Source organism: Catalinimonas locisalis (genome assembly GCF_038039535.1).
GTDB lineage: Bacteria > Bacteroidota > Bacteroidia > Cytophagales > Cyclobacteriaceae > Catalinimonas.
Genome location: NZ_JBBPHP010000002.1, coordinates 184,608 through 209,042, shown reverse-complemented (window position 1 = coordinate 209,042; position 24,435 = coordinate 184,608). Strand labels below are relative to the sequence as shown.

The 24,435-nt window shown below is 40.4% G+C and carries 20 protein-coding genes; 11 read left to right on the top strand and 9 right to left on the bottom strand.

Annotated features, from left to right (window positions below; all coding sequences use genetic code 11):
* Positions 1 to 86 precede the first annotated feature (86 nt).
* Positions 87 to 1,451, bottom strand: coding sequence for a magnesium transporter (gene mgtE, locus WJR50_RS04390; RefSeq protein ID WP_341292015.1), 1,365 nt, complete (start codon positions 1,449 to 1,451; stop codon positions 87 to 89).
* A gap of 74 nt (positions 1,452 to 1,525) precedes the next feature.
* Positions 1,526 to 1,840 (bottom strand): hypothetical protein, encoded by a 315-nt coding sequence (locus WJR50_RS04385; protein ID WP_341292014.1) that lies wholly within the window; start codon positions 1,838 to 1,840, stop codon positions 1,526 to 1,528.
* 182 nt (positions 1,841 to 2,022) lie between these two features.
* Here WJR50_RS04385 and WJR50_RS04380 point away from each other — a divergent pair, with 182 nt between their 5' ends.
* The 4 genes from WJR50_RS04380 (at position 2,023) to rsmG (ending at position 6,048) form a co-directional block, all read left to right on the top strand.
* Positions 2,023 to 3,147 (top strand): glycosyltransferase, encoded by a 1,125-nt coding sequence (locus tag WJR50_RS04380; protein WP_341292013.1) that lies wholly within the window; start codon positions 2,023 to 2,025, stop codon positions 3,145 to 3,147.
* Positions 3,138 to 3,746, top strand: a complete 609-nt coding sequence (locus tag WJR50_RS04375) for an RNA polymerase sigma factor (protein WP_277477945.1) — start codon at positions 3,138 to 3,140, stop codon at positions 3,744 to 3,746. The genes WJR50_RS04380 and WJR50_RS04375 overlap by 10 nt, the downstream gene beginning before the upstream one ends.
* Before the next feature lie 72 nt (positions 3,747 to 3,818).
* The gene (locus WJR50_RS04370; RefSeq protein ID WP_341292012.1) at positions 3,819 to 5,408 is read left to right on the top strand and encodes a hypothetical protein; all 1,590 of its coding nucleotides are present in this window, start codon (positions 3,819 to 3,821) and stop codon (positions 5,406 to 5,408) included.
* On the top strand, positions 5,398 to 6,048 hold the full coding sequence (gene rsmG / locus WJR50_RS04365) for a 16S rRNA (guanine(527)-N(7))-methyltransferase RsmG (RefSeq protein WP_341292011.1): 651 nt from the start codon (positions 5,398 to 5,400) through the stop codon (positions 6,046 to 6,048). The genes WJR50_RS04370 and rsmG overlap by 11 nt, the downstream gene beginning before the upstream one ends.
* Before the next feature lie 60 nt (positions 6,049 to 6,108).
* Here the strand turns inward: rsmG and WJR50_RS04360 are convergent, their stop codons facing one another.
* Positions 6,109 to 7,374, bottom strand: coding sequence for an asparagine synthetase B (locus tag WJR50_RS04360; protein ID WP_341292010.1), 1,266 nt, complete (start codon positions 7,372 to 7,374; stop codon positions 6,109 to 6,111).
* Positions 7,375 to 7,539: 165 nt separating this feature from the next.
* Between WJR50_RS04360 and WJR50_RS04355 the strand changes: the two genes are divergently transcribed.
* Positions 7,540 to 8,778 carry an ABC transporter permease gene (locus WJR50_RS04355; protein WP_341292009.1) on the top strand — a complete coding sequence of 413 codons (1,239 nt, stop codon included), beginning with the start codon at positions 7,540 to 7,542 and terminating at the stop codon, positions 8,776 to 8,778.
* Positions 8,779 to 8,817: 39 nt separating this feature from the next.
* Here WJR50_RS04355 and WJR50_RS04350 read toward each other — a convergent pair whose 3' ends face one another.
* Positions 8,818 to 11,415, bottom strand: a complete 2,598-nt coding sequence (locus WJR50_RS04350; protein WP_341292008.1) for a T9SS type B sorting domain-containing protein — start codon at positions 11,413 to 11,415, stop codon at positions 8,818 to 8,820.
* Positions 11,416 to 11,547: 132 nt separating this feature from the next.
* On the opposite strand from WJR50_RS04350, the gene rlmD reads away from it, so the two are divergent.
* From rlmD to WJR50_RS04335, 3 genes are all read left to right on the top strand, one after another.
* Complete coding sequence (rlmD, locus tag WJR50_RS04345; protein WP_341292007.1) at positions 11,548 to 12,957, top strand: 23S rRNA (uracil(1939)-C(5))-methyltransferase RlmD; 1,410 nt, start codon at positions 11,548 to 11,550, stop codon at positions 12,955 to 12,957.
* 563 nt (positions 12,958 to 13,520) lie between these two features.
* On the top strand, positions 13,521 to 16,094 hold the full coding sequence (locus tag WJR50_RS04340) for a PAS domain-containing sensor histidine kinase (RefSeq protein ID WP_341292006.1): 2,574 nt from the start codon (positions 13,521 to 13,523) through the stop codon (positions 16,092 to 16,094).
* A gap of 14 nt (positions 16,095 to 16,108) precedes the next feature.
* Positions 16,109 to 16,528 carry a response regulator gene (locus WJR50_RS04335; RefSeq protein WP_341292005.1) on the top strand — a complete coding sequence of 140 codons (420 nt, stop codon included), beginning with the start codon at positions 16,109 to 16,111 and terminating at the stop codon, positions 16,526 to 16,528.
* Positions 16,529 to 16,588: 60 nt separating this feature from the next.
* Here WJR50_RS04335 and WJR50_RS04330 read toward each other — a convergent pair whose 3' ends face one another.
* The 3 genes from WJR50_RS04330 to tsaB all read right to left on the bottom strand — a co-directional run bounded on the left by WJR50_RS04330 (position 16,589) and on the right by tsaB (position 19,602).
* On the bottom strand, positions 16,589 to 18,082 hold the full coding sequence (locus WJR50_RS04330; RefSeq protein WP_341292004.1) for a PAS domain-containing sensor histidine kinase: 1,494 nt from the start codon (positions 18,080 to 18,082) through the stop codon (positions 16,589 to 16,591).
* Positions 18,083 to 18,357: 275 nt separating this feature from the next.
* A complete protein-coding gene (locus WJR50_RS04325; RefSeq protein ID WP_341292003.1) occupies positions 18,358 to 18,879 on the bottom strand; it encodes a DUF2480 family protein in 522 nt (173 codons plus the stop codon).
* 36 nt (positions 18,880 to 18,915) lie between these two features.
* A complete protein-coding gene (gene tsaB / locus WJR50_RS04320; protein ID WP_341292002.1) occupies positions 18,916 to 19,602 on the bottom strand; it encodes a tRNA (adenosine(37)-N6)-threonylcarbamoyltransferase complex dimerization subunit type 1 TsaB in 687 nt (228 codons plus the stop codon).
* A 232-nt stretch (positions 19,603 to 19,834) separates the two neighbouring features.
* Between tsaB and WJR50_RS04315 the strand changes: the two genes are divergently transcribed.
* Together WJR50_RS04315 and WJR50_RS04310 are read left to right on the top strand one after the other, a co-directional pair.
* Entirely contained in the window at positions 19,835 to 21,115 is a 1,281-nt protein-coding gene (locus tag WJR50_RS04315; RefSeq protein ID WP_341292001.1) for a UDP-N-acetylmuramoyl-tripeptide--D-alanyl-D-alanine ligase, read from the top strand.
* Entirely contained in the window at positions 21,112 to 21,771 is a 660-nt protein-coding gene (locus tag WJR50_RS04310) for a DUF2461 domain-containing protein (protein ID WP_341292000.1), read from the top strand. Before WJR50_RS04315 ends, WJR50_RS04310 begins: the two co-directional genes overlap by 4 nt.
* A gap of 64 nt (positions 21,772 to 21,835) precedes the next feature.
* Here WJR50_RS04310 and WJR50_RS04305 read toward each other — a convergent pair whose 3' ends face one another.
* Positions 21,836 to 22,444 (bottom strand): superoxide dismutase, encoded by a 609-nt coding sequence (locus tag WJR50_RS04305; RefSeq protein ID WP_341291999.1) that lies wholly within the window; start codon positions 22,442 to 22,444, stop codon positions 21,836 to 21,838.
* A 172-nt stretch (positions 22,445 to 22,616) separates the two neighbouring features.
* Here WJR50_RS04305 and WJR50_RS04300 point away from each other — a divergent pair, with 172 nt between their 5' ends.
* Complete coding sequence (locus WJR50_RS04300; protein WP_341291998.1) at positions 22,617 to 23,534, top strand: cation diffusion facilitator family transporter; 918 nt, start codon at positions 22,617 to 22,619, stop codon at positions 23,532 to 23,534.
* A gap of 35 nt (positions 23,535 to 23,569) precedes the next feature.
* Here WJR50_RS04300 and WJR50_RS04295 read toward each other — a convergent pair whose 3' ends face one another.
* Positions 23,570 to 24,211 (bottom strand): PQLLE family protein, encoded by a 642-nt coding sequence (locus WJR50_RS04295; protein ID WP_341291997.1) that lies wholly within the window; start codon positions 24,209 to 24,211, stop codon positions 23,570 to 23,572.
* Between the last annotated feature and the right edge of the window lie 224 nt (positions 24,212 to 24,435).

Here is a 24,435-nt window from a genome sequence, read left to right as displayed (position 1 = left end):
TAATTTTAAAAAATAGACAGGACCTTAGTGCCAGATCCTACATACATATAATCATTATCTGAGAAAATGGTTTCAACGAAGATCAACTAGGTTAACAAAGGCAACATTACTGAGGCCAGGCTGAGTACTAAAAAGAAGCCAAACATATCGGTAACAGTAGTAAGGATAGGGCTTGAAGCCAAAGCAGGGTCCATACCTATTTTTTTGAGAAAAAGCGGGATAGCACCTCCCAAACTTACTGCCACCAATGTATTTAAAGCCAATGCTCCACCCACTACCATCCCCAGATACGGATTACCTTTCCATATCCAGGCAGCAAGGCCAATTAATATCCCTAATACAACCCCATTGATGATCCCCACCGAAAGCTCCTGCCATACCACTCTGAGGATTTCATTGGGTTTAAGGATATTGAGCGAAAGTTCCCGCATACTTACTGCAACTGCCTGGTTACCTGAACAGCCACTCATATCTGAAATGATGGGTAAAAATACTGCCAGGGCAATCACCGAGCTAAGCGTATCCTGATAGATCGCAATCACACTGGCGGCAATTACATTAAGTACTATGTTGACACTTAGCCAGGATAATCTTCGCCTGGAACGCAGGAAAAGGGGCATACTTCTCAGTTCTTCCCCTCCCACGATACCACGGGTACGCATCAGTTCGGCATCACTGCGGTCGGCAGCAGCTTCCAGCACATCTTTTCTCAAGACTACGCCCACCAGTTGTTGCTGATAGTCTACTACAGGTACTCCCACAAAGTCATGCTCTTCAAAAAAGTCCAGCAACTGATCCAGTTTCTGATCCACTGTGACAGAAAGTATATTCTGGAGCATGATCTTCCGGATAGGCGTTCTGGGCGGGGACAAAAGCAGGTCACGAAGCCGAAGGACCCCAATTAGCTTATTTTTTACGGATTTGACATAGCAATACTGCACATTGTAGTCGGAGTATTCTTCCGCATGCTCGTTCATATTTTCAATGACATCAGCAACTTTGTCCGACTCAGGAAAAACCAGGAATTCGGTGATCATGAGCCCCCCGGCAGTGTCGTCAGCGTAGCGGGCCAGTCTACGTACCTCATCTGCCTCTTCAGGGCTCATCTTAGCCAAAATAGCTTCAGCGTCTTCCTTCTCCAAACTGCTGATCAGATCTGCCTGATCATTGCTCCACATTTCCTGGATGATGGTAGCCGCCTTTTCGGCTGATAGTTTTTCAATCAACTCAGAAGCCTGAGCGTCGGGTATTTCTTCAAAAAGATAGGCAGAGTAATCGGGGGAGAGTAGATTAAGCAGGCGAAGCTGGTCTTCCTTATCCAAATGCGCCATGGCATGCACCATCTCAGCCGCACTGATATTTTCTATATGCTCTTCAAGTCTTTGCTTATCCTCAAGTGCTATAATTTCTTTAAGCTGTTCCCAGTTGGAAGGGCTTGTCGTTTGCTCCATAGCAAAAATGGCTTAGTTTTAAAATGTCGTAAATATACCAAGCCAGTGAGCAATACAAACTTTTTGCTAAAGAATTACCTTTCCAGGTGACGCACCATAAATTCCATAGGCATCAATCCGTAGATTTTGCCGATCATTAAGAACATGGCAAAACCCATACAATTTCGGGCAAACTCAAAGTTGATACTCACAAAGGTATAACCAAAATACCACTTGAAAAGACCAAAAATCAGGCTGAAACCAATAGTACCTACCAGTGCTGCCAGTACATAAAAGCTAAGGGGATGCTTGGGCTGCCATCTCCCTCCTAAGCGGATAAAGAGATACACCGCCAGGTACTGGAAAAAAAGTACGAGTATCGCAAGAATGAAGAAATCTAGGTCTGCCACAATATTTGGGTCATTTTTAACTGAAGAACGTAAAATCTAAAGAAAAAAATTCGTATAAATGATAATATTCATTACAAATAAAGATATGAATATTTAAGCGAATTTTTCATTCAGCATAATACTCAGGCTGATATTATTATTAATTTTGACTTTTTAGTCAATATTATTCAAGCAATTCCTCTATGTGGGTTTGGGTATTCTGGGTATTTTGGATGCTTTGTATCCTTTATCAGTCTGCAATTTATTGGTATGGACATAGACTGTTGAGTAATTATACAGAGGATGGCTCCCCTTTTCTTCTCAAAAACAAGAGTCTGCCCGAAGCGGTATCGGTCATTGTCTGCGCTCACAATGAAAAGGAAAACCTGCAACGCCTGCTCCCTAAGTTATACGCCCAGAATTTCAAAAGATTTGAGATTGTAGTAGTAGACGACCGCTCCACCGACGGCACGCTGGAGTATTTACATCAGGAGAAAAAAGATCATCCTAACCTAAAAGTGGTATGGGTACGCTTCCGTCCTGAATATATCAAGGGGAAAAAATATGCCCTTACCCTTGGTATACGAGCAGCCAGCCATGACAAACTGCTGCTCACGGATGCCGATTGCCTGCCCGACAGCCCGGACTGGATCAGAGGGATGAGTGCCGCGCTGGAGGGCAATACATTTTTCGTTTTGGGATACTCTCCTTACGAAAAGAGAAAAGGTTTGCTGAACACATTTATTCGGTACGAAACTTTGCTTACTGCCGCGTTCTACTTTTCAGCAGCCCTGGCGGGTAAGCCTTATATGGGAGTAGGACGAAACCTGGCTTACCGTAAGTCATTTTTTCTGTCCAAAAAGGGCTTTTACAGACATATCAGGCTGGCCGGAGGAGATGATGACCTCTTTGTCAATGCGCATGCAACGGCTGAAAATGTTGCAGTCAGTATAGATCCAAGAACGAGAGTATATTCAATACCAAAAACTACTTGGATAGAATATTACAGACAGAAAACACGTCATCTAAGTGTAGGAAAATATTACAAGTCATTTGACAAAAAATGGCTGGGTGCTTTCTCTATTTCACAAATTATTTTTTGGATAGGAGTTATAGTGCTTATTTTAGCCGGAACTGAACCTTACATTATGATATCAGGTTTGTTAATAAAGGGTTTTATGCAGTTTACTTTCCTAAAAACTGCCAGTAGTAAGTTAAATGATCCTATTGATCTAGTACTGTTGCCAATATTAGATTTTTTGTACGTTATTTACTATGTAGTTCTTGGGATTCGGGCACTCTCCTCAAATAATACCAGATGGAATTAAAAAAACAGTTTTCTAAAAAGGCCTTAGAAGATTTTCGACTTATAGACGAAGCGACAGAGAATAAAGACCAGCAGGCATATGCTGAACTGATGCGCCGTTATAAGAAGCCAGTATACCATATGATCCTGAAAATGGTACGTAATGTTGACGATGCTGAGGATCTTACCATAGAAGCATTCGCCAAAGCCTTTCGTAGTCTGCACCGTTTCAAAAAAGATTATACTTTTAGCACCTGGCTTTTCCGTATTGCTACCAATAATACCATTGACTTTATCCGTAAAAAGAAACTTGAGACGCTTAGTCTCAATACATCATTTAAAGATGACAACGGGGATGCAGTCAATATAGACGTAGAAGACAATAACCTGGACCCCCAGGAGGAAGCGATAAAAAGCCAGAAGAAAGAGCTGGTACGCGTATTTGTAACCAAATTACCGCCTAAATACCAGCGTCTGGTCAAGCTTCGTTACTTTCAGGAATATTCTTATGATGAGATCGCTAAGGAACTGGATGCCCCACTAGGTACCGTTAAGGCACAGCTTCATCGTGCCAGGGAGCTGATGTATGACTTAGTGAAAAATAAGAAGGAGCATATCTAAACTTATCTCACTTAGCATAGCGAGTATCTTACTCTTTTCTTACCTTCAGGGCAATCTTTAAATCCATTGTATATGAAAAGATGGCTCCTGGGTATCGGGGCTATTGTTATGCTTTTTTTGTTAAGCACTTTTTTCTGGGCTTATTCCAACATTAGGGATAGGCATCCTGAATACAAGCTTAACCTAAATGTATCAGCTACCAATAGTGTCTCTACTCATCTCAAAATAGGCTTTGCTGCGCTACCTATCACGCCAGCACTCACTGATAACTGGACAGATGCCAACGGAGACGCCCGCTACAACCCTGCAGATGGTGATCGCTATGACGATCTAAATGAAAATGAACAGTTTGATCCTATCTGGATGGCTGGTTTCCACCAAAATCGTCCGGCACAAGGTATTCATGACGAGCTTTGGGCACGCACCATGGTGATTGATGATGGCACTACGGTGATATCAATCACCGCCCTGGATGCCATAGGATTTGGACATGACGATGTGCTGGATGTCAGATCAAAAATTGCCAAAGAAGCTGAAATCACTTTTCCGATTATTAGTAGTACCCATACCCATGAAGCTCCTGACTTACAGGGGATTTGGGGGCCTAATATATTTTCAAGTGGCGTGGACACCGCTTATCTGGAATACGTTAAACAGCAAGCCGCAAAATCAGTCATTCAGGCTTATCAGCAGCGTCAGGAAGCCATACTGAGAGTAGGGAGAGACAGAACTTCAGCTATTCCACTGGTCACTGATTCTCGCATGCCGGAAGTATTGGATCCCGGTATTCGGGTACTACAGGCACTTACTTTAGATTCGGCTCAGACTTTGGGAACATTGGTAAGCTGGGCAGATCATCCGGAAACACTATGGAGCAAAAATTTGCAAATTACCTCTGACTACCCGCATTACTTGAGAGAAGCTGTTGAAAAAGGAATATATGCAGGAGACAGTCTGATAGCTCCCGGCCTGGGAGGCACTTGTGTATTTGTCAATGGAGCCATAGGCGGACTGATGACCACCGATCCTGACTGGCCTATACATGATCCCTGGCAGGATACTACTTACTTAGCGCCTACTTTTGATAAAGCTGAATCCCAGGGAAAACAACTGGCGCAGATTGTATTAAACGCTCTCCAAGATTCAGCAGAAATAATTGGAACAGAACAGGCTGATATTCTGATTGAAGCCAGTTCGTTTGACATTCCTCTGGATAATTCCAACTTCCGGCTGGCCTCCATCATTGGACTGCTGGACCGAGGCTACAGCGGATGGATGCAGATTCGCACTGAAGTAGCGGCCTTGCAGATTGGCCCACTTAGCTTTATCTGTGTACCAGGAGAAATCTATCCTGAAATTATCAATGGAGGCATTGAAAGTCCTGAAGGCCAGGATTTTGAGATAGCTCCTCTTGAAACTCCACCCTTGCGTTCAATCATGCCAGGGGAATATAAGTTTGTATTCGGATTAGCCAATGACCAGGTTGGTTATATTATACCTAAAAGTGAGTGGGATGAGGAAGCACCTTATCTTTATGGTGCAGAAAAATCACCTTATGGAGAAGTAAATTCGGTTGGTCCTGAAACAGCTCCCCTGATTTATAGTGAATTAAAAACTCTCTTAAATAAATTGTCTCAAGATAAAGTAACTCATGTTTACTGATAAAGCTATAGAAGAAGAATTTACAAAAATTTCTACCTACTTCCCTGAGCTGAGCGAGAAGCAAATTGATCAGTTTGCCCGATTGTATGACCTTTATCAGGATTGGAATGCCAAAATCAATGTAATCTCCCGCAAAGACATCGCGCATATTTACCTGCATCATGTGCTGCATTCTCTGGCGATTGCCAAAGTAAGTCCTTTTAAGCCGGGTACTGAAATCCTAGACATTGGAACTGGTGGTGGCTTTCCCGGCATTCCTTTGGCGATAATGTTTCCTAAAACTCAGTTTTACCTGGTAGATTCTATTGGCAAAAAAATAAAAGTGGTCCAGGCAGTAGCTGAGGCCCTTGAACTTAAAAATGTACGTTCTGACCATCTCAGGGCAGAAAAAGTCAAAGGTAAATACGACTTTGTGGTAACCAGAGCAGTAGCCCCTCTAAAAACCTTATACCAATGGTCCAGACAAAAGATTAAGACCAAATCTCAGCATGATTTGTACAATGGATTGATCTGTCTGAAAGGTGGCAATTTGGAGCAGGAAGTTAAGGAGGTACAACTTAACTATGCCCTCTATCCTATCAGTGATTACTTTCAGGAAGAGTACTTCAAAGAAAAATTTGTACTGTACGCTCCTTTGTGATAAGAAGCAATATTTCATAAAAAACCGCTGAAGTTCTCAGCGGTTTATCATTATCAGATATCAGGTCTTTTGCTTTTTCTTTTTGGCTGCCGGAAAAAGAATATTATTAAGAATCAGTCTGTAGCCCGGTGAGTTGGGATAAAGGTTTAGATCAGTAGGTGCTTCCCCTACTCTGTGCTGATAATCCTCAGGATCGTGCCCACCGTAGAATGTCCAGAAGCCTTTGCCATAAACTCCATGAATGTACTTGGCTTCGCCAGCAGCTTTATTTTCTCCCAAAACTACTACATCCGGACGAATCAAAGCCTTGTTGAAAGCAGTAGTTTGTCCCATAAAACCCTTCACGATACGCTCATGATTCTGAGTAAGCATGGTCGGAATAGGGTCCCACTTGGCAGAAAATTCAAAAAGATTGAAGTAATCATTATCCTGACTTAAACCACGGGAACGCGGATCTACATCAATGTTTGAATACTCATATTCATAAGGATTACGCACCAGTTTAAAGTCCTGAAAAGCAAAGGTGCCGGAAAAGTCCAGCTTCTCCTGCGCATTGGGATCAGCACGGTCGCCATCGTACATAGACTCTACAATGTCTACCCCATCTGCTGCCAGTGCGATATCATAAGTATCTGTGGCTGAGCACATGGCAAACATAAACCCTCCACCAGAGACAAACTCTCTGATCTTTTTGACCACGGCTAGTTTAAGTTGAGAAACTTTTCCCAAACCATGTTCACGGGCTGTTTCTTCATATTTCCTTTGTCTTTCAATATACCAGGGTGTATTTCTATAGATACGGTAAAACTTGCCGTACTGACCGGTGAAATCTTCATGGTGCAGGTGTAACCAGTCATATTCAGGAAGCTTATCATACATCACCTCGTCATCAAAAACCACATCATACGGAATTTCAGCGTAGGTGAGTGCCAAAGTTACTGCATCATCCCAGGGCTGCTTACTTTTGGGAGAGTAAACGGCGATCTTGGGGTGCTTCTCCAACTTCATGAGGTCCTTGTTAGAAGATGGGCTCGCTATGGTACTTATAATTTGACTATACTGAGCATCGGAGATTACTTCATAGCTTACTCCACGGATCACACACTCATTTTCAAGTTTTTGAGAGTATTCAACAGCAAAACTGCCTCCTCTATAATTTAAGAGCCAATCCACAGTACCTTCGTTTTGTAATACCCAATAGGAAATACCATAGGCTTTCAGGTGATTGGCCTGTGCCTGGTCCATGGGCATCAGCAGATGTGAAGCACGTAAATCCAACGAAATCAAACCAAAAACACAAAAGAAAATAAATAATCTAAGCTTCATAATACGAATAGCTGTTTATATTAGAATGCCCGTATAAGTAAATTATTGCAAAAGAAATTAGTTATCCACTAAGACTGGCTACAATTGAAACTACTAAAAATTTTGAGCATTTTAAATTAACTACACTTACCTTCCGTTTTTTGTTCTACACATGTAGGTAATTCCATGAATATACTCAATAATATAGAAGAAAGTCTCAAATCTATCCGAGATAATCTACTGCGCACTACACTTACTGCTTTGATCATTGCCATTGGTATTACTGCCCTGGTAGGGATATTAACCGCTATTGACGGGATTCAGGCGTCGGTAGACGATAGTTTTGCGGGACTTGGAGTGAATACTTTTTCTATTGATGAGAGAAGAGGGAGCGGTAGACGACAGCAGGGAAGGTCAGAGAAAAGTTATCCTCCTATACGATATAGCGATGTAAGAGAATTTAAAAAACGATATGATTACCCTGCAAAAATTTCGGTGAATACACAAGTGACCGGAAATGCTGAAGTAAAACGTGCTTCTGAAAAGACCAATCCCAATATCAGACTGTATGGAACGGATGAAAGCTACATCGTAACCGAAGGGTACAATCTGGAGCTGGGCAGGAACTTCAGCAGCTTTGATCTGGAAAAAGGCTTAAATGTAGCCATTATAGGCTATGAAACTTATGAATCGTTATTTGATGATAATCAAAATCCGATAGATCAGGAGATTTCCCTATATGGCAATGTTTTCAAAGTAATCGGCCTTATGGAGAAAATGGGCTCAGTTGGTGGCGGAGGTAATGCAGATCGTAAGATTTTGATTCCCCTTTCCAAAGGAAGGCAGTTAGGTGCCAGCCAGGAACTTGACTACCGGATAGATGTACTGGTAAGCAATTCCGGAAACCTGGAAGCCGCCATGGGCGAAGCTACCAGTATTATGCGGGCCATACGTCGGGACCCGATTGGAGCAGAATTATCATTTGAAATACAGGAAAAAAAATCGCTGAGCGAGCAGTTGGGAGAGATTACCGGCTATCTGCGCATAGGGGGCTTTGCGATCGGACTGATCACCCTTCTGGGGGCCTCAGTAGCCCTGATGAATATTATGATGGTCTCAGTAACCGAACGTACCCGTGAAATAGGAATCCGCAAGGCTTTGGGTGCTTCTCCTAAAAGGATTAGGCAGCAGTTTCTTATTGAAGCAATCGTCATTTGTCAGATTGGTGGCTTGGCAGGAGTAGTCATGGGCATGGGGATGGGCAATGTAGTAGCTACATTTATGGATGTAGATCACTTCCTGGTTCCCTGGATGTGGATTTTTTCCTCTCTTGTAATTTGTATTGGCGTTGGTTTATTTTCTGGTTATTATCCAGCCTTCAAAGCTTCTCGTCTTGACCCGATTGAATCTTTGCGGTATGAATAATGAATGCTGTACTGATTAACTATGCAGGAAAAGCCGAGCTTAATCAGGTTTTCTGAGGTGTACATATACCTGTCCTTTATAGCTTTCGGTATTATAGTAAATAGTGTAATAATATACCCCTGCGGGAATTCCTTCGGCATGCCATTCAAAGTCTGCATCATCTGAGGAGAATACTTTTTTCCCCCAACGATTATAGATGTCAATTCTCTGAAAAATATTGGAGCAATTGCCTAAAGGCAGATCACATTCACCCTGCGGATTATTGCATAATCGTAAGAAGAAAAAGTCACCCTGCTGGTCACCGTTGGGAGTAATAGCATTTCTGGGTTCATAGGCTTCCAGGTTAAGCGGTTCATCTACAATGCGCAATATGATGCTTACGGTATCATCTCTGTTGTTAAAGCATTTGCTATCTACTGCCACAAAAAAGAGCTCTAAAAAAGAGTCACGATTGGCAACTGGTACAGTTTCACAACGGGGAGCCCAGCTAAAAATAGAGCCTACGGTACCCCTACCCCGTACCGGAAAGAAATTGAAATTAATAATTTCTGTATCCAACTCATCTCCGTTAAATACTGCTCCCGCCAGCCTAAGCGTAATAATATCATTATCCGCATCAGTACTGATGACATCAAAACTGACTAGGCGATTTACCTCCGCTACGATGGTATCTCCATTTGAGAAGTTTCTCACAAACAGCTCAGGCGCTTCATTCAGAGGGGGTAGAACATTGACAATTAATTTCAGACTGTCTACTGAAGGAGCTCCACATGAGCTATTGTCAGTAGCCAGAAATGTAATCTCAAATCTACTTCTTTCCTCAAGGTCAATCACATTACAGGAAAGTCGCCAGCTAAAAGGACTTACTACATTTTTGATTCCCTGATTTCCTGGAAAATAGATGTTATAGTCATTTAGCTCAAATCCATCACCTTCTGCGCTCAATACGATAAAATCATTGTCAATATCCTCTGCCAGTACTTCAAAAGACAAGGTTTCGTCAATGCGAATACTGATCTCTGTTTCTTCCAGCCCTGAGGTAGTAAGTATAGGCCGTTCATTATCGGGCTGATTAACGGTAAAACGAAAGCGCAAAATATCAGGCTCACCAAACGGACAATCACTATTATCACTGAGGATTACGTCTACATCAAACTCATTTCCCTGGCTAAAATCTATTTGATCACAACTTGGTGTCCACTCAAATACTTTCTGTACCTCACCTGGAATCAGCAGCCGTTCTTCCAGGTTCATTCCCAGATCAGCAATATCAAAACCATCACCCACAGCTTCTAGTTGAAGCAAATCACCGTCTTCGTCCAGCCCTCTGATAGGATAGCTAAAAGTTTCTCCTTCATCCAGACTTACCTCTACTACATTAGGATTACTAACTATAAATGGGTCGTTATCCGCAGCCCCATCAATCACTATATTCAGGCGCAAAGTATCCGAAAGGGGTTGGCTACAGGCATCATCATAAGCAATAAGATTGATCTGCATGGGACCTTCCGTATAGGGGCACTGAGGAAGGCAAAGTTCAAACCTTAGCGTATCGTTTGGCCCCTCCATTAGTTGTAAAGATGGATTAATGAATGAAGCTATATCGTCATCAAAATTAATTCCCTCTGCACTTACCCGTATCACTTCTGATGGATCTTGATCTGTTACAAGAATTTCAAGACAGCGGTTTCCATTTTTAGACAGGCTTAACAGATCATCATTATTATAAAAGCTGCCCTCATGCCGCACAAATATTTCAGGAGCCTCCCCAGGGTTACAGTCAACGACTAATAACTGATAATCCCGTCTTACTTCACCAATTTTATTACCGTTCCGAAACTCTTCTACTTTGATACCAAACACAAAAACTCCCAGTTCATTAGGAATCACTCTTAACTTACCTTCACTGTCAATACGCAAAGGTGGAGCACCAGGAATCATATTATTTACATCAATTCCATCTGTAAAATTTACCGGATCATGTGGAGCGGGGGTTGGGGTAGGTACAGCTTCAAAGCGTGAGCTATTGAGAGGGGCTTCCAGGCTGTAAACCAATGAATCTCCATCAGGGTCAGTTGCGCTGAAGTCGTATACAAAGCTTTCATTGATGCAGGCATAATCACTGATCGGTGCTGATAATTCAGGAGAGGAGTTGATGAAGGATTGATTGTTTACAGAAACCGGAGGAAACTCCATATAAAAGGTTTGTCCGGTGGACTGGGGAGATACCAGGTTGCTGACAATATTATTGCGGCAGCAACGCTCAAATACTGCGTAATATCCCTCAGGATCGTTGAACTGACCCGGTGGCAGCGTTAGCTCAGCACTGTAAATAATCTGACGAAAAAGAATACTTTCATCAGTGCACGAAGGATTGGTATAAGGGACAAAAGCGGAAGAAACCTGATTCACGTTCAGAATCCTCATGTTTACATTATCACTCTTTCTGAAGATATGCACCTGGGCAAAATCATCTTCTGCTTCCGGGTCACCATTCACCTCATCAAAATACTGGACCAGCCTAAGTTCGTAGCGCGTACCTTCAATATGAATTAGCCTGAATTCACCTCCCACAATATGAGTAGCCAGGCCAAAGCCGGGAAGAGTTAAGAGTAGCAATGTCAGAAGCTTTTTCATATTGATGTATGCTCTTGCTATCTTCTTAAAGACAGCCTTTCACATAGTTTTGGTTGTAGGCTAATCTCTAAATTTAACAATATTATCCTAAATCCATATATCTGAAATTCAAATATGATACCTTTGCGCGCTATGGGAAAAAGGAAAAATTTAAAGCTGAAAAATATCACCATTGAGCGTATGGCTGCTGAGGGTAAATGTGTGGCTCATCACGAGGATATGGTGATTTTTGTGAAAGATGTAGCTCCCGGAGATGTGGTGGACCTCAAAGTTACCAAGAAGAAAAAGTCATTTATGGAAGCTCGTCCCATACATTTTCATCAATTATCTTCGCTGCGTACTGAGCCCTTTTGTAGCCATTTCGGTATTTGTGGAGGTTGCAAATGGCAGCATATTCCTTATGAACTTCAGTTGGAATACAAACAACAGCAAGTTGTAGATCACTTTGAGCGTATAGGAAAAGCGCAGGTTGGAGAAATACTTCCCATCCTGCCATCTGAGGATGCTACTTACTATCGCAATAAGCTAGAATATACTTTCTCAGTCAATCGCTGGTTAACTAAAGAGGAAATCAGCACCAGTGAGGATTTTGACCGCCGTGCACTTGGGTTTCATATTCCTCAGAGTTTTGAAAAAATTCTGCCGATAGAACACTGTTATCTTCAACCAGAACCCTCAAACCAAATCAGGCTGGCTCTAGATGATTTTGCCAAAAGGCACGATATAGCATTTTACGATCATGTCAAACACGAAGGAGTACTGCGCAACCTGATCATAAGAACCAGCAACACCCGGGAGGTGATGGTCATTGTGCAGTTTGGTGGCGATGCATCTCAGCACCCAGATTTGGTAGAACAGGTGATGGGCTTTTTGAAAAAGAGTTTTCCGGAAATTACTTCATTGCAATATATCATCAACCCTAAGAAAAATGACACCTACTTTGACCTTCCAGTGAGCTTATACGATGGAAAGCCCTATATCACTGAAAAAATGGAAGACCTGACTTTCAGGGTTAGCCCCAAAGCATTTTATCAGACCAATGCCAGGCAGGCTTATCATCTATATCAGCTTGCTCGTAACTTTGCGGAGATCAAAGAACATGAGACTGTTTATGACTTGTATACTGGTACTGGCACCATCGCTAATTTTGTAGCCAGATCTGCCAAGCAGGTAATAGGTATAGAGTACATTGAAGAGGCCATAGAAGATGCCAAAATTAACGCTGAATTGAATGGGCTATCCAACACCCTGTTTTTTGCGGGTGATATTAAAGACATGCTGAATGATTCATTTTTGAATGAACACGAAAAGCCCGACGTGATCATCACTGACCCTCCTCGTAGCGGAATGCACCCGGATGTGATACAAAAACTACTTACACTGGATGCCTCACGCATCGTCTACGTAAGCTGTAACCCTGCAACCCAGGCCAGAGATGTAGCCTTACTTAGCGAGAAGTATATTGTGAAAAAACTTCAGCCGGTTGATATGTTTCCTCATACCCATCATGTAGAAAATGTAGCGTTGCTGACCTTACGTTAAACAATATTATTGTACGCCTACCTACATTTTTTTTGCACCAATACCTTACATCTTGCTCTTCAGGCAAAAATCATAGCCAATGTATATTCCTCCGAACTACTTATATCCCCGAAAAATCTAAATATTATGTACCCAGGTGAAGGGCAATATTCAAGGTAAAGTTGATTTAAGTTGTGGACTGCAAAGAAATTAAATTTTATATGATAAATTCATTTTATTATGAAATTATATTAAGTAATATAAAATTAAAAGTCATAAATTTTATTGAAATAATCATACAATTATATCTACTTTCAATCAACTCTGGTGACGATATGAAACCCTCTTCAGAATCACTTCGTCAGTAACAAAACAGACATTTTACCTGCCTTATTTTTTTTGTCTTTGTTTATTATTCTCTGAAAATAAAGACACTACGTATAGTTTATTATTTCTCAAATTGTTTCCAATTTGTTACTTGTCAACAACAAGCATATTCTTGTCTAATTTCCTGGTCAATATGATTTTACATATTTTCACTCACAGTAAGAAAAATCCAACAAGAATAAGCTTTTTACCTTTGTATGAATCACTTGTACCGAAAATCAAACGAACCACAAAACCGTATTGAGCAACAGTTGTCTTTTCATACACTCAACAATTCCTCAAATAATTATTCTTTTTTTCATGCCGTAGCCGAGTACAGTCTGTATGTTCAGCAATTTCTTCCCGACATGATTTACTCGCAGGATAAGGGGAAACTGGATGAACAGACTTTCTTCTTTTCCAAACATGCACTGAGGGATGTAATTAAGGACAAGCCTTATACTTATTATGTCTGTGACTTAAGTTTGGTCAATAATATATCGCTGTCAACTGCTCAACTTATCAGTAAACGTACGGAAGAGTTGTTTACCGATCACGGCTATGTTTTCTACGTAGTTCATAAAAATCAGGTAAATGAAATACAGGATGCACTTGCACTCAACAAAAGCATTACTATTGTCTCTACCTCTGAAGAAGCTTACAAACTATGTATGAAATACAAGTACAAGGGCCACCTCAGCGAGCAGCAGAATCTGGACCATCTTGATAAACGTGACCTGATCAATATCATACAAGCGCAGAATTTACAGCAGGATACAATTATTTCCTTCATGATGTCTTCTTCTGAACACACTCATGATGCCATCAGTCAGATTCGTGAAAAAATTAATGTAAAAGTTAAAGAAGATAGTAATGCTTCCTCTTTAAACGATATCAAAGCTCTTCTGAATAACTTTGAGCAGGACGTACTCAATCAGTTACAGGAAAAAGAGGAAGCTCTGAACCGCAAAACTGCTAACCTTTATGCTGTAATTGAAAGTACGGATATGTGTGTGGGCTTACTGGATGAAGAAGGAAGATTGGTAGACTGCAACCAGCGTTTCACTTCATTTTTTGAAAACTTCTTTGATCAACAACTTGAATCAGGGCAAAAACTGATGACCCTGGGCGGCAGATCTACTTTCCAGCAAAACTGGCAACAGTACTTTAACGAGGCTATTCAAGGTGAACAAACGCAATTTTCGGAAATCCTGAGTACCAACGGCAAAAGTGCAATCCTTAATGTCAAGCTTTTCCCAATTTTCAGAGAGCGCAAAGTTAAAGGGGTTTCCTGCTTTATTCAGGATCTTACCAAAAAGCAGCAGGAGGAAGCTCTTTTTCGCCTGCTAAATTCAGCAATCGTCCACACCAATGACGCAATTCTGATCACTGAGGTTAAATCATTGGATTTTATACATGGGCATATAATTTACGTAAACCGGTCTTTTACTTCCCTTACTGGTTATGAAGAAGAAGAAGTGATCGGCAATAGCCATAACCTTCTTTATGGCGCGCTCACTTCTACCGAAGCATTAGATACGATCAACCAGGCGGTACTGAAAGGCGAATCAGCACGTACAGAAATTGTCAATTACAAAAAAGATTCAAGCCATTATTGGGTCGACTTTTCTATCGTACCCCTTAAAAATGAGGATGGAGAAGTAACTCATTGGATTTCCATACACAGAGACATAAGTGCAAGAAAAAAAGCTGAAGAAAAAGTAAGACATCAGGAGCAATTCCTTGAGTCCATAAACAAGAATATTAAAGAAGCAATTTTACGTACCGACGCTTCAAGAAACCTTCAGTATACCAATCAATCATTTCGCGACCTATTTGGGTATACCAATGAAAATATTCATTTGGAAGAACTCTTTGCTAATAAAGAAACTGCTAAAAAATTTGATCAGGCATTAATCAAAGGGATGATCAACAACTGCTCTTTTCAGTTCAAACGTAAAGACGGAAGTACCTTTTGGGGGCTTACAAGTTTTATTATTAATGAAGATCAGGGTGTCAAGTACTATGATGGTGCTATACGGGATATTACTGAGCGAAAAGAATCAGAAAAAATACTACAGGAAAAAAATAAGGCACTACAGAAAACCAATGAAGAGTTGGACCGCTTTGTCTATAGTGCTTCTCATGACTTGAGAGCGCCCCTTGCCTCCAGCCTAGGACTTATCAATATTTCTAGGTTTACCCAGGACGAAAGCGAACGCATGTCCTACCTGGATATGATGGAGCAAAGCCTGAACAAAATGGATAAAATCATTCAGGACATTACTGACTACTCAAGAAATGCCCGTCTGGAAATTGAGTGTGAAGAAATCCATTTTGAAAGCCTCATTACCGACGTATTACAACGCTTAAAATACCTGCAACATATTGATGATGTGAACATTCACACCTTTATAGAAGGAGAAAGTAAGTTCTATACTGATAAGATCCGTTTGTATGTCATACTGATAAATCTGATTTCTAATGCTATAAAATATCATAAATACGAGGAATCTAACCCCTATATCAACATAAAAGTTATGATCAAAAAGGATGAGGCACATATTTTGGTGGAGGATAATGGTATAGGAATAGAAGAAAAGCACCTGGATAAGATATTTGGTATGTTCTTCCAGGCTGCTCGTGAATCTTCAGGCTCGGGCTTAGGTTTATTTATAGTAAAAGAAACGATCAACAAATTAGAAGGCAGAATTAGTGTACAATCCAAACTCAAAGAAGGCAGTTGCTTTGAGGTGATTTTACCCAATGAAATGAACAATGTTGATCTTTAGATTGTAGAAAGCGTATGATGGAGAAAATTAAGCAGGTAATGGTCATTGATGATGACCCTATTAACAATATTATTTTTCAGAAACTATCAGAGTTTGTAGATTTTGCAGAGGAGATCATAACATTCCTGAGTGCAGTGGATAGCCTTGATTATCTCCAAAAACTGGAAGAAGAGCAAACTTCCCCTCCCAACATCATTTTCCTGGATATCAGAATGCCCATTGTCAATGGATGGGAATTTCTGGAAAGGCTGAGTCAGCTAAACCAAAACCATTATTTTGACGATACTGCCATCTACATGCTGACCTCTTCTTCAGAGCAATCAGATATAAATAAAGCTAAGAATTATCGTTTAGTTACAGATTATATAGTAAAGCCTCTGCTGACAGAAAACCTTGATGCTATAAAGGAGAAAATGCAGTCACAAACAGCTTAGTTCTTATAGCTCTACGACTAACTCTTATCCTACCTATTATTTGATTGGTAATTGGAAAAGTTAAATATCCAGCTTCATCTGCTTTTCACTACTGCCCAATATACTTGCTGAAGGTATGTTGACGATGAAGTTGGTACCCTGACCAAGTTCTGATACTACATGTATTGTACCCTGCATCTTATCCAGGGTTTCTTTGACGATGTAGAGCCCTAAACCCGTACCTCCCTGTCCCTCTGATGCGCGAAAGAACATATCAAAGATTTTTTCTATATGATTCTTTCCAATACCCTGCCCATTATCCTTTACCTGAATGGTAGCCTTTACCGGACTAACCTTTACCCATACTTCAATAAAGCTATCTCTCCGATGAGAGCTACTGTATTTGTAAGCATTACTTACCAGATTGTTGAGAACTACTTTGAGCCTGTGTGCATCTGTAAGAAAAGGAAAATCCTGCTCTATGTGAATCACCGGCTTGATCTTAGCAGCATTTTCCAAATGTGCCATACTCTCAAAAATCTCTTCCACCAGAGGTTGAAACTCAATATTATCCCGCTTCACCTCTTGATTGGCATTGCGAGAATAATCTACGATTTCCTTTATAAATTCATTAAGCCGGTGAACGCTTTTTTCCATCATCTGAATATAAAGCTCCCTTTGTCCGGCATCCTGCTCCCTTTTCAATATATTGATCAGGCCGGAAATGGATGCCAAAGGTGCTTTGAGATCATGAGTAGCGCCGTATACAAAATGATCCAGACTCTTATTTGAATTTTTTAGTTCTTCAATACGCTTATTGAGCTGACGTTCCAGTAGCTTCTGATCTTCCTGACTTACCAGAGTAATGTCAAAGCAAACCTCTCCGTCGTCAGTAATTACAGTAGACGCACTCACTAACGCCCAAAAAGGAGCATGATCGGGCCGTTCTATTAAGAGGGATTGATTATCAATAAAACGTTCTTCATTCAACAATTGCACAATTGGAAGTCTTCTTGAATGATATTCTTTGTAGACAGTAACTTCATTATGCAGATTTTTAGATCCGGCGGGTAAGTATAATAAGGTACGAGCGTGAGGGTTGGCATATAGTAATTCTCCCTCCTGGCTACATCTGAGAATTCCTGTTTTGACATTATTACCGATGACAACCTCTTGCGTAGTGTGCAATGGTTCTGGAGACGTTTCACTGAAAGTTTGAGGAAGATCAGCAGCTTCTACGATATTGAAAACTTTCAACTTATTACCCTCTTCATCCTCAGTATTGGCAGTAAAAGAATAGACGTTTTTTCTCCTGCCACTTTTACTTATGATCTGCCGTACGCCTGACTTTTGATTTCCTTCAATGTAATTCTGGTAGTATAAGTTGGCACGCTCACGATAATTCTCAGGTTGCAAGATGGAATAAGATCTGTTGATCAGTTCCTCTCTTTCATATTCATAAATAGAACAAAAAAACTCATTGACATCTATGATCTTATTGCGTTCATCTACTACGCACATACCAAGATTTGCAGCACCAATGAGTGTATCAAGCAACCTTTCGGTTCGTATCATGAGGGCAGGTTGTATTTTAGTAATAAGAGAAATAAAGAGCTTACGAATTTATAGATATATGTCGGATAAAAAAGTCGTTTTTCATCTGAGCTATTCTCTATAAGGCTGGTAGGAATTATATATTTTAGCACAAAAGCTAGAAAATCAGCCACTTGACTATTCTTGCTTCATCAATTCTATTAAGTGGTCCCAAGAAAAAAATTTTTATCTATAAAAAAAGAGCAGACAACTGATCAACGACTGCTCTTAACGGTATGAATATATTAAGAAATAATTTATCTCTTAGGTTTTTTATACAATGGTACCGTACTACAAGGCTCTCCATACATGATACTACTCACATAGGGTCGTAGTAAACGCGTAATTTCTGCGTAGGCATAAGTTGGGACGGGCAGGTTTCCACAGCCTTTCACCACAACTTTGGCGTCTTTGAATTTCTCCAGCTCTACTTTACTTAGCGCCTCACTAAACAGTACAGCTTCCAAAGTCTCTAAGCTTCCATACACCACTTTGGCAGCGTAAGGTTCAAGTTTAATGGTCAACAACATATACGCCCAGGTAGGTACAATAGCATCTACAGAACAGTGAAGGGCCACATACTTTCCTTCATACTGTGACCAATCGTGCTCTTTTACAAAAGCCCGAAAGTCTTTTTCTCTCAAAATAGCTTCCTGGAAGAGGTTGTCTTTGATATCGTATATAACTCTTTCGCCCTTTGGATAGTAATCTTCCAGGTTAAAACTCACCAGGGGACTTTGGGCTACTTTATTGATAATTTCTCCTTCTTGCTGTCTCATAATATTCATCAATACTTGATTACTTAGGCAACGCAACTATTTCTTTTTAGGTTTGGTAGTACGAAACTCTTTAAGATAAAAAGGCTCAAAGTAAGCTACATCTTCAAAGCTTTTATCCTCAAACTTTTTCCATGCTAATTCTCCTACCTCTCTTGCCGAAGGCAGTATATGGTCAATGAAAACAGCATGCTCAAAGCGGCTTTCTAATAATGGGCGACACTTATCACTGCCGTCTCCAAAAAACCAGATTTCCCTTTCATCCAAATACTGATCAAAGCTATTTTCCTCAACTACCAGAGGAGCTGTAGGCTGCACTTCTATACCATTTTCATCTCTGATCTGATAATAGACTTCCATCCGGCGTGCATCCAACATAGGGCATAAGAAAGCATTATTTTTGTTATATTTTTGAACACCCAGTGCCATTGTTTCCAATGTGTTGACGGCGATCAGAGGTACATCAAGTGCAAAACACAAACCTTTAGCGGTAGATGTACCTATCCGCAATCCGGTGTAAGAACCTGGGCCCATGGAAAGTGCAATGGCACTTAATTGCTTTCTTTCCACTTCACAATATTCCATAAGATCGGCAATGAGAGGATGCAAAATGGAGGAATGAGATTTTTCAAGATGAAAATCCTGTAAAGCTAAAAGTTGTCTGTCACGATGCAGTGCAACTGAGCATGTTTTGGTAGCGGTTTCCAAGCTCAGGATATAGCTCATAGTCAATTTTTTTGCTTACTTGCGTGAGATACAGATGGTGTTATAGTTCTTGGTGTTATGATTGACTTAAAGACTTTATTATTTACATGAACTCAATCAATTTTCCTTAAGTCAGGGTTTACATAAACAGTATCTATATGCTTTAAAAACTCTTATATCATCATCCCCAAAACTATAGAACCATAACATGATATAACTATCGCGCCATAACACCAAGAACTATTAAACTACAATGATAGAGGATATTTACGAGAAATTTTTGGAATGCGGTCAAGTTTCTACCGATACACGAAATATCGCTGAAGGCTGCCTGTTTATAGCACTAAAGGGAGAAAAGTTTAACGCCAATCAGTTTGCTGCCGACGCCCTGGAGAAAGGAGCCCGTTATGCCTTAATTGATGAAGCAAAGTATCAGCAGGATGAACGTTGTATTCTGGTTCCAAATACTCTGAAAACCCTCCAGGAATTAGCCCGTCATCATCGTCGGCAATTTAATATACCCGTACTCGGGATTAATGGCACCAATGGTAAAACGACTACCAAAGAACTGGTCAACCGAGTATTAAGTATTAAATACAGAACGCTGGCTACGCAAGGGAATCTCAATAACCACATTGGAGTACCGCTCACCTTATTGCAGTTGCAAAAGCAGCATGAACTGGCAATCATTGAACTGGGGGCCAATAGTGTAGGAGAGATCGCTATGCTGTGTGAAATTGCTGAACCTACCCACGGTTTGACCACCAATATAGGTAAAGCGCATATGGAAGGTTTTGGGGGATTTGAAGGCGCTATCCGGGGCGAAAGCGAACAGTACCATTACCTCATTCAACACAAGGGTACGGTGTTTATCAATTCTCAAAATCCTATCCTAAGCAATATGGCGAAGCGTTTTGAAGCACCTCTCTTCTACCCTGTTGAGGACGACTACTTCCATTGTAAATTGATAAGTGCTGATCCTTTTATCATTTACCAGCATGAGAATGGTGAGGAGGTTGTGACCAAATTAATTGGCGCTTACAATTTTGAGAACATCGCTGCTGCACTATGCATAGGCAAATATTTTGACATCAACGCAAAAGAGGCTAATCGGGCGGTAAGCCAGTACCAACCTTCTAACAAACGCTCTCAACTGATTGAAAAAGGCAGTAATACCATTATTATGGATGCTTACAATGCCAACCCTGACTCTATGCAGGCCGCCATCAAAAACCTGGATAAGATGAAAGTAACCCATAAAGTAGCCATACTAGGAGATATGTATGAACTAGGAAAAGACAGCCCGGCTGAACATGCTGCAATAGGCTCCTTACTCTCTGCAAGTAACATTCATGAAGTATTGCTCTGTGGTAGTATGATGGAGGATGCAAAAAAAACTTATCCGGCAGCAAAACATTTTCATAAGAAAGAAGAGCTCATCACTTATTTACAGTCTCAACGTTACGATGATTCAACCATACTGCTGAAAGCCTCCCGGGGTATCGCTTTAGAAACTATACTTGACTACCTATGAATTTGCAACTCGTACTTAATTTTTTGGATGAACTGGCACAGAACAACAATAAAGAATGGATGGATGCCCACCGCTCATGGTATGAGGAGGCGAAGGAAGAGTTTAAAATGTTTGTAACTCACCTCTTGGGCGAACTCTCCATTGTAGATGAAGGCTTGATGGGACTTACTCCTAAGGACTGTATCTTCAGAATAAATAGGGATATCCGGTTTTCTAAAAATAAATCTCCTTACAAAAGTAATTTTGGGGCATATATGTCAGAGGGAGGAAAAAAATCAGACAATGCTGGATACTACCTACATATTCAACCTCATGGTGAATCTTTTATTGGTGGAGGAATGTACCATCCCAGCTCAGATATATTATCCAAAGTAAGGCAGGAGATAGATTACAATGCTTCTGAGCTGAAAAAGATTGTATCAAAGGCAGACTTTCAGGAGTATTATGGTACTATACAAGGTGACAAACTCAAAAAAGCCCCTAAAGGCTACGATACTGACCATCCAAATATTGAAATGCTCAAACTCAAAGATTATGTTGTCATCCATAAGCTTAGTGATGAAGCTATCACAGATGACCATTTTAAGGACAAAGCTATCCAGATGTTTAAAACTATTGAACCTTTCGTACGCTACCTAAATGTCGCGATAAGCTAAAAAACCCTTTCCGTATCGGGAAAGGGTCATAGTAAGTAAGTTATAAGCTTAAATCAATACAGCCTTACTTGGCTGCTGAGAATCTTTTGCTTACCTCATCCCAGTTTACTACATTCCAGAAAGCAGCAATATACTCAGGACGCTTGTTCTGATAATTCAGATAATAAGCGTGTTCCCAAACATCTAAACCCAAAATAGGAGTACCTTTTACTTCAGCTATCTCCATAGCGGGATTATCCTGGTTGGGAGTAGAAGTAATCTTAAGTGCACCGCTGGAATCAACAACCAACCATGCCCATCCTGAACCGAAACGTGTAGCAGCAGCATTGTTAAATTCTTCTTTAAAGCTGTCAAATGAGCCGTAGGCTTTGTCAATAGCCTCAGCCAATTCACCACTTGGTTTACCCCCACCATCGGGAGATAAGATAGTCCAAAAGAGTGAGTGATTGTAATGTCCTCCACCATTATTACGTACAGCAGTGGACAAACTTCCTACACTCTTCATCAAATCTTCTAAAGACATATCGGCCTGAGGAGTTCCTTCAATAGCACCATTAAGTTTAGTTACATAGCCGCCATGATGCTTATCATGGTGGATTTCCATAGTTTTGGCATCAATATGAGGTTCAAGCGCGTCAAAAGAATAAGGTAAGTCAGGTAATTTGAATGCCATCGGTTTGTTTATTTAAGGTTTAAAAAAATATTAAAAAAATCATTGTTAAAATGATTTTCGTCTTTACAAGTTATATAAACGTCTATTCAAAATCATTGTTTCTTTGTAAAACTTAGTGCTTACTTTTGTAAGCCTTTACGAAAAGTGGGTTTGTATTTAAATTTGAATTGAGGTGCCCGAGAGAATACATGTAATTATCAGAGCAGCGTGGGTAGGAATTGTGGGTAATGCCCTGCTCGCTATTATCAAGATGGTAGTCGGCTTTACTGCTAATAGTCAGTCGGTTATAGGAGATGGTATAGACACACTTTCAGATGTAGCCACTTATGTAATTATCCTCTTCACAGCACGTATTAGCCAAAAACCTCCTTCGGTTAAATATCCGTATGGGTATCAGCGGGCAGAAACAATTGCCAGCAAATTTCTTTCATTTTTTATCTTCTTTGCTGGTGCTCAGCTTTTATATGTAAATGTAAAAGACTTAATCGGAGGAGTTCAGAGAGACTTACCTGACATGCTGGCTATTTATGCAACAGCCCTGTCTATGCTGGTGAAGTTTATGTTAGCCAGTTGGCAGTTTAAGGTAGGAAAAAAGACGAATAGCAGCATGCTGATCGCCAATGCCAAAAATATGCGGGCCGATATTGTGCTTTCGCTTTCTGTATTGATCGGGATCGCAGCTACTCTCCTGCTGGAAATGCCTGTCATTGATACAATTTTAGCCATTGGTGTCAGTCTGTGGATTCTGCGTATTGGTTTCAAAGTATTTATGGAATCCAATACTGAGTTGATGGATGGTGTTGATGATACTTCGGCCTACGAAAAAGTATTTGAGGCAGCAGATGCCGTACAGGGCGCCCATAACCCGCATAGGGCACGCATACGTAAAATGTCAAATCTGTATCTTATTGATCTGGATATTGAAGTAGACGCCCGATTGAGTGTAGCCGAATCACACAAAATTAGCATTGCAGTAGAAAGGGAGATTAAAGAGCGACTGGACAATGTGTACGATATTATGATACATATTGAGCCTAAGGGAAATTATGAAGTAGATGAAAAATTTGGCCTCAGCCGAAGAAATCTATAATAGGATCAACTCGTTTGTTGATCCTACCTGTATGATCAAGATTCAAGCTCTATTCCTAGTGACTCCAGGCTTAAAACATCATCATGCAAGGCAATTTGCGCAATGGTATTAAATTTATACACCCACTGTTGCAATATGTTCAGTACCTGATCTCTCTGCACTATTGCTTCCTTTGCTTTCTTCTGTATCTTGCGCTGCATGATTTTAGCGTCTTTGAGTGCGTCTATCATTGCTCGGCTTTGGGCAAGTTCTGAATTATCCAGACCATAGCTGCTTAAATCTTTTGCAATAAAATTTACTTTTTTGTAAAAAATACTGGCCTGATCCAGCCAACCTTCATTGTCAAGTGCAACTACTTCATTCAGATTAAGTGCTTCTTCCAGACCAGGAGTATCCTTTAAAGCTTGATGAATGAGCCTTTGGTGATGAACATAAGTATCAAAAGCAAATTTTTGATCTTTTTTGATCATTTCAAGAAACTCACTTTTCCTTCCGTACTCTCTTTGATAATGCTTATGCAGTTTACTTAACTCTTCTAATAAATTTCGGCCTGTTACTAACTGATCAAAATCATAGTTACAAGATTCCAGTTTTTTCTGAATTTCAGGCTTGTTTAAAGCACTTTCTATCATTAAACTCACTTTCTGCAAGAAAGCTTCCACATCATAAACTACCATACATTCATTTTTTTCCTGACAAAGTACAATAAATTTCCGAACTGAAACTTGCTGATTTTTGAGTATTGGTACTTTTGAAAGAAATTGCATGAGTACTCAAATTTCTTTGAATAGAATGGTGAGTGGATTTATCGTTTGATCCTCTTACTCAAACAGTAACTGGCGAAAATATGGAACGGCGAATTATCTTCAATAAAATAATAAATTAACCTATCCTTCATAAA